At 65.3% G+C, this 8,330-nt stretch carries 9 protein-coding genes; 7 read left to right on the forward strand and 2 right to left on the reverse strand.

Translation table 11 applies throughout. The features are described from left to right. Nucleotides 1–219: 219 nt before the first annotated feature. Together DU475_RS12225 and DU475_RS12230 are read right to left on the reverse strand one after the other, a co-directional pair. The gene (locus DU475_RS12225; protein WP_164632300.1) at nt 220–1,056 is read right to left on the reverse strand and encodes a putative universal stress family protein; all 837 of its coding nucleotides are present in this window, start codon (nt 1,054–1,056) and stop codon (nt 220–222) included. Continuing rightward, nucleotides 1,056–1,238, reverse strand: coding sequence for a hypothetical protein (locus tag DU475_RS12230; RefSeq protein WP_041807509.1), 183 nt, complete (start codon nt 1,236–1,238; stop codon nt 1,056–1,058). The genes DU475_RS12225 and DU475_RS12230 overlap by 1 nt, the downstream gene beginning before the upstream one ends. 29 nt (nt 1,239–1,267) lie before the next feature. Between DU475_RS12230 and DU475_RS12235 the strand changes: the two genes are divergently transcribed. From DU475_RS12235 to DU475_RS12265, 7 genes are all read left to right on the forward strand, one after another. After that, on the forward strand, nt 1,268–2,101 hold the full coding sequence (locus DU475_RS12235; protein WP_013504117.1) for a universal stress protein: 834 nt from the start codon (nt 1,268–1,270) through the stop codon (nt 2,099–2,101). A gap of 88 nt (nt 2,102–2,189) precedes the next feature. Further along, entirely contained in the window at nt 2,190–2,921 is a 732-nt protein-coding gene (locus tag DU475_RS12240; protein WP_013504118.1) for a CBS domain-containing protein, read from the forward strand. Between the two features lie 147 nt (nt 2,922–3,068). Continuing rightward, nucleotides 3,069–4,595: a sensor protein FixL gene (gene fixL, locus DU475_RS12245; RefSeq protein ID WP_047308058.1), complete on the forward strand. Its 1,527-nt coding sequence runs from the start codon at nt 3,069–3,071 to the stop codon at nt 4,593–4,595. Then, the gene (gene fixJ, locus DU475_RS12250; RefSeq protein WP_013504120.1) at nt 4,588–5,199 is read left to right on the forward strand and encodes a response regulator FixJ; all 612 of its coding nucleotides are present in this window, start codon (nt 4,588–4,590) and stop codon (nt 5,197–5,199) included. The genes fixL and fixJ overlap by 8 nt, the downstream gene beginning before the upstream one ends. Nucleotides 5,200–5,283: 84 nt before the next feature. Beyond that, complete coding sequence (locus DU475_RS12255; protein WP_013504121.1) at nt 5,284–5,676, forward strand: response regulator; 393 nt, start codon at nt 5,284–5,286, stop codon at nt 5,674–5,676. Nucleotides 5,677–5,862: 186 nt separating this feature from the next. After that, complete coding sequence (locus DU475_RS12260) at nt 5,863–6,552, forward strand: helix-turn-helix domain-containing protein (protein ID WP_013504122.1); 690 nt, start codon at nt 5,863–5,865, stop codon at nt 6,550–6,552. A 322-nt stretch (nt 6,553–6,874) separates the two neighbouring features. Continuing rightward, nucleotides 6,875–8,182, forward strand: coding sequence for an O-acetylhomoserine aminocarboxypropyltransferase/cysteine synthase family protein (locus DU475_RS12265; RefSeq protein ID WP_164632301.1), 1,308 nt, complete (start codon nt 6,875–6,877; stop codon nt 8,180–8,182). The last annotated feature ends 148 nt before the right edge of the window (nt 8,183–8,330 follow it).

Consider the following 8,330-nt stretch of genomic DNA (forward strand, 5'->3'; position numbering starts at 1 on the left):
TTTCGCCCGCCCGATGGCAATTCGGTACGCCCCCTGCGCTTCACATATAGGACGACCAAGATGTCATCATGCAGTCATCCGCCGCTTCTGGAGTTGGCCGCCCGCGAAAATGGTTAAGTCGTGGTAGCGGAGCCGGATGCGAAGCCTCGCATCCGGCTCGAACCGCGCGCTTGACCTTGCTCAAACCGCGGATAGGAGCTGCCAGCCCCGTCGATTTCCCTAGCGTGCCAGGAACGCGCAGCGCGAGGTCTGCTCCAGCAGATGCTGGGTGACACCGCCGAGGATCCATTCGCGGAAGCGCGAACGTCCATAGGCTCCGGCAACCACGACCCCGGCGCCCACCCGGCGGGCGACGTCGGTGATCTGTCGCGACACCTCGCCGGCCGGCTCTGGCACCTCGCCGACCGCGTGAATGCGGTGCCGCGACAGCCAGTCGACGACATCGTGCACGCCGGCGAGCGCGGCGGCGCGGCCGTCGTCCTCCTCGCTCTCGACGATCTCGACGACGGTGACGCGGCTGGCCTGGCGCAGCAGCGGCAGCGACGCCACGATCGCGCGCCGCGCCTCCGGATTGTCTTTCCATGCCACCAGCACGCTCGACAGATCGATCCGGCACACATTGGGCGGCACCACCAGCAGCGGGCGGCCGATCTCCATCACCAGATCGGCCGGGTCGGCCACCGCGAACGGATCGCTCAGGATGCTCGGCGCACCGGCACCGCACACCACGAGGTCCGCGGCACGCGCCTGCTGCACGATGTAGCGCGACGGCTGCTCGATCGCGCTGCGCCATTCCAGCTCGCGGGTATGCCCGCTCATGGCGTGGCGGAATTCGGCCTCCAGCTCGGCGAGCCGCTGTTTGATGGTCGCCAGTCCCTGCATCATCAGCCGCTCGGCCTGCGGTCCGGACATGTAGTAGACCGGCGGACTGAGTTCGGACGCCGCGATACCAAGCAGGCGCGACTCGGCCCTTTCAGCCAGCTCCGCCGCGATGCTGAGACGACACGCGTTGGGCTGGTCGAACGCGAGCGCGACCATCACCGTCGAGTATGTCATCAGCGCCTCCCCGGAACCATCGCGGCAATCACAACGCGAACGCAGCCGCCGTTCGCCGCTTGCGGCCGCTGCAACGATTTCATGATCACGCCGCAGACCGCCGCGATACGATGAGCTAGATCAAAGTAACCCGCCGACGCGGCCATATATTCCGCTCCGATCACGATCACGATCACGATCACGGGAACGATCGAAGCGGGAGTGCTTTGCAATGCCGAGTGACATCGTCGTCCACATCCCGGCCGATCGACCGGCCGACGGTGTCGTCGCCTGCGCCGTCTCGGTCGCCAAAGCGTTCGACGCGCATCTGGACGGCATCGTCTGCACCTATCAGCCGATCAATCCGGCCATCATGGTCGGCGCCTCGGCGGCGTACTACGCCGCCGCCACCCAGCACAACACCGACTCCGACGAAGCCGCCGCCCGGCTCGATCAGTTCGAGATCGCCGCGCGCGCCGCCGGCGTGACCCACGGCGCGCGCTCGATCTGCGATACGCCGGTGCTGGCCAATCAGGCGCTGTCGGAAATCTCGCGGCTGTACGATCTCACCGTACTGATGCAGCCGGACCGCGCCAGGCCCGGCCATCAGGATCCGCTGCCGGAAGCCGTGCTGTTCAGTTCCGGCAAGCCGATGCTGATGGTGCCCTATATCCACACCGGCCCGCTCGCCTTCGACCGCGTGCTGATCTGCTGGGACGGCGGGCGTCCCGCGGCGCGCGCGGTTCACGACGCCATGCCGTTCCTCGGCCGGGCGCAGACCATCGACGTCGTCGCCGTCAACGAGGACGAGGATGTCGTTGGGCAGGCCTCGTCGAACGCCCTGCTGGCGCATCTGCTGCGTCACGATCTGGCCGCGACCGGCCATCAGCTCACCGCCGCTCCCGGCAACATCCACAACACCATCCTGTCGTTCGCCGCCGACAGCGGCGCCAACCTGCTGGTGATGGGCGGATACGGCCATTCGCGGCTGCGCGAATTCATCCTCGGCGGCGTCACCCGAGGCATCTTCAAGTCACTGACCTTGCCCGCGCTGATCTCGCACTGACGCGACGCGGGAGGGACGGCGACACAACCAACCACGGCGCGACCCGCGTGGCGCTGCGGGATCGGACGCGGCAAAGGGGAGACGGAAAATGCGCGCTCATCAGATCATGACGCGGCAGGTGGTGACGATCGGACCCGAGGCCTCGATCGTAGACGCCGCCAACGCGATGATCGACAATCACATCAGCGGCCTGCCGGTCGTCGACGACGACGGCAAGCTGATCGGGATCATTTCCGAAGGCGACTTCATCCGCCGCGCCGAGATCGGCACCGAACGCAAGCGCGGAAGGTGGCTGCGGATGCTGCTCGGCCCCGGCACCTGCGCCGGCGACTTCGTCCACGAGCACGGCCGCAAGGTCGGCGAGGTGATGACCCGGCACCCCTATACGGTGACCGAGGAAACCTCGATCGAGACCATCGTCAAGCTGATGGAGAAGCATCACGTCAAGCGTTTCCCGGTGATGCGCGGCGATCTGTTGGTCGGCATCGTCACCCGCAAGAATCTGTTGCGCGCGGTCGCCGATTTGGCGCGTCAGGCTCCCGAGCCGAACGCGGCGGACGACAAGATCCGTGACCGGATCATCGCCGAGATCGATCGCAACGACTGGCGCCCGTTCGGCCTCAGCGTGCTGGTGCGGGACGGCGTGGTGCACCTCAACGGCGTGATCACCGAGGAGCGGTCCCGGCAGGCCGCGATCGTGGTCGCGGAGAACGTCTGCGGGGTGCGCGAGGTGCATGATCACCTGTGCTGGGTGGACACCATGTCGGGCTTCTACCTGAATTCGCCGGAGGACGACCGGGCCGCCAAGAAAGCGAGCTGAACTCCCCAGCGACCCGAGTGTTATTGTGTTCCTGGCAGGAGGCGGGCGACCTGCTCGCCGAGGCTGGTGATTCCGCGCTGGTTCGCCGTGTTGCGGATCGGAATGCCGTCGTGTTAAGAGCGGCAAAGAGAGCATTTCAGGCGTCGCGTGACCGAACCAGCCCCACCGTCGACCGAACTCCTTGCGCGTGATCGCCGTTTGCAGCAGGGCATCGACGGGTACGGCGTCGGCACTTGGGAGCTCAATCTCGCCACCCGGGAATTGGCCTGTTCGGCGACCGCGCGCAAGCTGTTGGGCGTGCCGGCCGACGCTCCCCTCACCTACGACACCTTCATCTCCCTGGTCGATCCAGACGATCGGGAGCAAATTGCCCTCGCACTGCAGCAATCAATCGAGCACGGCGACAAGATCGACGTGATGTACCGGGTGGCGGAGAAAGACCGTCCCAGCCATTGGCTGCGCGCCCGCGGCGGCATCGTCCACGAGGACGGTGCCTCCTATCTTTGCGGCATCGTGCTCGACATCGATCAGCAGAAGGTGCTCGAGCAGGAGCTTCGGCTGCAACAGGGGCAGCTCCGCTCGATCCTCGACACAGTGCCGGACGCGATGATCCTGATCGACGGCCGTGGCATCATGCGTTTCTTCTCGCGCGCGGCGGAGCGGATGTTCGGCATGTCCGAGCGCGAAGCGATCGGACAGAACATCAGCGTGTTGATGCCCCGCCCCGACGCCACCCGCCACGACCAGTATATCGACCGCTACAACGTCTCCGGCGAGCGCCACATCATCGGCATCGGCCGGATCGTCACCGGCCAGCGCAAGGACGGCAGCACGTTTCCGATCCACCTGTCGATCGGCGAAATGGAATCCGGCGGCGAGCGCTATTTCACCGGCTTCATCCGCGATCTCACCGAGTATCAGCAGACCCAGGCGCGGCTGCACGAGTTGCAGGCGGAACTGGTGCACGTCTCGCGGCTGACCGCGATGGGCGAGATGGCCTCGGCGCTGGCGCACGAATTGAACCAACCGCTGTCGGCGATCAGCAACTACATGAAGGGCTCGCGCCGGCTGCTCGCCGGCAGCACCGATCCCAATACCGTCAAGATCGAGAGCGCGATGGAGCGCGCCGCCGAGCAGGCGCTGCGCGCCGGCCAGATCATCCGGCGGCTGCGCGATTTCGTCGCGCGCGGCGAATCCGAGAAGCGGGTCGAAAGCCTCGCCAAGCTGATCGAGGAGGCCGGCGCGCTCGGGCTCACCGGTGCCCGCGAACAGGGCGTGGTGCTCCGCTTCAATCTCGATCCGGCGCACGATCTGGTGCTGGTCGACCGGGTCCAGATCCAGCAGGTTCTGGTCAATCTGTTTCGCAATGCGCTGGAAGCGATGGCGAATTCCGCTAAGAAGGAATTGTCGGCGGCCAACGCCCGCGTCGCCGACGACATGGTCGAGGTTACTGTCTCGGATACCGGCAGCGGTCTGCCGGAGCAGGTCAAGGCCAAGCTGTTTCAGACGTTCTTCACCACCAAGGAAACCGGAATGGGGGTCGGACTTTCGATCAGCCGTTCGATCATCGAGGCGCATGGCGGCCGGATGTGGGCAGAAACCAACAGCGCCGGCGGCGCGACGTTCCGTTTCACGCTGCCGCTGGCGCCCGTCGGGGATATGACTGATGCCTAAGGGAACCGTGCATGTGATCGACGACGACCTGGCGATGCGGGAATCGATCGAATTCCTGCTCGGCTCGGCCGGCTACGAGGTCAGGCTGTACGAATCCGCACAGGCGTTTCTCGACGAGCCGGAGGTCGAGTTCGGCTGCATCCTGTCCGACGTGCGGATGCCCGGCATCGACGGTCTCGACCTGCTGAAGCGGCAAAAGGCAGCCGGCAGCAAGCTGCCGGTGCTGATCATGACCGGCCACGGCGACGTGCCGCTCGCGGTCGAAGCGATGAAGCTCGGCGCCTCTGACTTCATCGAGAAGCCGTTCGACGACGATCGCCTGATCGGACTGATCGAACTGGCGCTGAAGCAGGCGCAGGAAGGCGCCAGGAGCGAAGCGGTTACGCAGGACATCGCGCTGCGGATCCAGTCGCTGAGCCCGCGGGAACGCCAGGTGATGGACGGCCTGGTCGCCGGCATGTCGAACAAAGTGATCGCCCGCGAGTTCGATATCAGTCCGCGGACCATCGAGGTCTATCGCGCCAATGTGATGACCAAGATGCAGGCCTCGAGCCTGTCGGAACTGGTCCGGATGGCGATGCGCGGCGGCGTCATCAAGGATTGAGACAAATCAAAACGCCCCCTCGGCCAGCCCCTATGGTTCGAGGATGCAATCGTTCACAGCCGTCTTCGGCGCGTGAGGTAGGTGATGCCAGGCGCGTCGGCGAAAACCATCGTTTATGTAGTCGACGACGATCAGGGCGTGCTGGGATCGCTGCGCTTTCTGCTCGAGACTGACGGCTTCGCGGTGCGCACCTTCCGCAGCGGTCCGGCGCTGCTCGACGCCATCGATCAGGGCCCGGTCGACTGCATCGTGATCGACTACAAGATGCCCGGCATGAACGGGATCGATCTGGCCCGCGGACTCCGCGAGCGCAATGTGCGCGCCCCGATCGTGATGATCACCGGATACCCCGACGAGACGATTTCCAGCCGCGCCAGCGTGGTCGGCGTGCAGCATGTGGTGGTGAAACCGCACCTGGAAGAAAGCCTGGTGTCGCACATTCGCGCCGCCCTGCAGGAGAGCGGCGCCGCGGCCTGACGTGGCCTGCATCAAACACCTCCACCTCCCTTAAGTTCTTGTTAAGACTTCGGATTTCCCCTAAGGCCACAACCCCGCGCCTACGTAAACCTACTTAGGGGAACCCACTTAAGATATGGAGCGAAATACCTCGCCCTCGGAATCTTCCGTACAACCCAGGCCATCCGATCCATAGGAGATGGCCAGATGCTGAACCAGTCGCTCAGGACCCCCGCCACCGCCACTGCCCCGATTGATCCTTCCTGTTCCACGGCCGAGCAGTTCTTCGCGACCACTGGCCACGCCGGCCTGATCGCCTCGGAATTCGCCTACAAGAAGGAAGAAGAGATCTACGGCGAGGACGAGCCGTCCGAGTACGTCTACCAGGTCGTGTCCGGCGCGGTGCGCAGCTACAAGCTGCTGTCCGACGGCCGCCGCCAGATCGGCGCCTTCTATCTTCCCGGCGACGTGTTCGGGCTGGAGTCGGGACCGACCCATCGCCTTACCGCCGAAGCCATCGTCGACACCACCGTCCGCCTGATCAAGCGCCGCAGCCTCGAACAGGCGGCCGCCACCGACGTCAACATCGCCCGCGGCCTGTGGTCGATGACCGCCGGCGAGCTGCGCCACGCCGAAGACCATATGCTGCTGCTCGGCCGCAAGAATGCGATGGAGCGGGTCGCCAACTTCCTGCTGGAAATGGACCGCCGCCTCGCCGTCGCCGGCATGATGGCGCTGCCGATGTGCCGCCGCGACATCGGCGACTATCTCGGCCTGACCCTCGAAACCGTCTCCCGCGCGCTGTCGCAGCTTCAAAGCAAGGGCATTCTCGGCTTCTCCGGCGCCCGCCAGATCGAACTGCGCAATCGCGCCCAGCTTCGCAATCTCGACGCCTGAGTCAGCCTCGGCGGCTCACCCGCCGCAGAATCTCTTTCATCGGATCGGACAGAGAGGTCACCAGCAATGGTGGCCTTTTCTGTTTGGAGCAGTGCCGGCGCGACGTCATGCCCCGCCCTCGTCATGGAAGAATTTTCTCTTTCATCCCGTGGTTGGCGAGGAAGGAACATATCGAGACCGCGTTGTCGCCGATAAGGAGATTTCTATTTCACATGATCGATTGACTTGGAGGATGTGCGCCGTCCTGATGAACGCCCGCTGACCTGCGTCGCCGTCACGATCGCGGTCACAGCCCGGCTCTCATTGCCCGAAGGATGTCGCCATGACCCAGAAGCTCCACCCCGAAACTCTCCTGCTGCATGCCGGCTGGCGCGCCGACCCTTCGACCGGCTCGGTCGCTGTGCCGCTGTTCCAGACCACCTCGTATCAGTTCCGCGATACCGAGCACGCCGCGAACCTGTTCGCGCTGAAGGAACTCGGCAACATCTACACCCGGCTCGGCAATCCGACGACTGACGTGCTGGAGCAGCGGGTGGCGGCGCTGGAAGGCGGCGTTGCGGCGCTGGCGGTGGCGTCGGGCCAGGCGGCGTCGGCCTACGCAATCCAGAATCTCGCGCGGGTCGGCGACAACGTGGTGTCGTCGACCGACCTTTATGGCGGCACCTGGAATCTGTTCGCCAATACCCTGAAGGACCAGGGCATCGAGGTCCGCTTCGTCGATCCGTCCGACCCGCAGGCGTTCGAGCGTGCCACCGACGAGCGTACCCGCGCCTACTACGCCGAGACGCTGCCGAACCCGAAGCTGGCGGTGTTTCCGATCGAGGAAGTCGCCGCGATCGGCCGCCGCCACGGCATTCCGCTGATCGTCGACAACACCGCAGCCCCGCTCTTGGTAAAGCCGCTGGAGCACGGCGCCGCGATCGTGGTGTATTCGGCGACCAAATATCTCGGCGGCCACGGCACCTCGATCGGCGGCATCATCGTCGACGGCGGCAATTTCCCGTGGGAGCAGTTCCCGCAGCGCCAGCCGGCGCTGAACACGCCGGACCCGAGCTATCACGGCGCGGTCTGGGTCGATGCGGTGAAGCCGATCGGCCCGGTCGCCTACATCATCAAGGCGCGCACCACGCTGCTACGCGATCTCGGCGCGGCGCTGTCGCCGTTCAACGCTTTCCAGATCATCCAGGGCCTGGAAACGCTGCCGCTGCGGATCGAGCGTCACGTCGCGAATGCCCAGAAGGTCGCCGACTATCTGGAGAAGCGCCCCGAAGTCGTGAGGGTGATCCATCCGTCGAAGCAGACCGGCCTCGCCCGCGAACGCGCCGAGAAGTATCTGAAGGGCAAGTTCGGCGGTCTGGTCGGCTTCGAGCTCGCCGGCGGTCGTGAGGCCGGTCGTAAGTTCATCGACGCGCTGGAGCTGCTCTATCACGTCGCCAATATCGGCGACGCGCGTAGCCTTGCGATCCACCCGGCCTCGACCACCCATTCGCAGCTCTCCACCGAAGAGCAGCTCGCGACCGGCGTATCGGACGGCTACGTGCGGCTGTCGATCGGGCTCGAGCACATCGACGACATCCTCGCCGACCTCGACCGCGGTCTCGCGGCCGGACGACTGGCGAACGCGGCGTAACGCACAAAGCTGTAGGGTGGGTTAGTACTACTGCGTCATAAATTTCGCCGCCGGCTTGATGCTGCGGCGAGGCCACAACAGGGGCATCGCGGCAGGGTTTTGGCAAGTGCGCGGATCAGGCGCAGACGCATGGTTGCGATCGAGTTCG

Origin of the sequence: Rhodopseudomonas sp. WA056 (assembly GCF_010906995.1) — a bacterium.
Classification (GTDB): Bacteria; Pseudomonadota; Alphaproteobacteria; order Rhizobiales; family Xanthobacteraceae; genus Rhodopseudomonas; species Rhodopseudomonas palustris_G.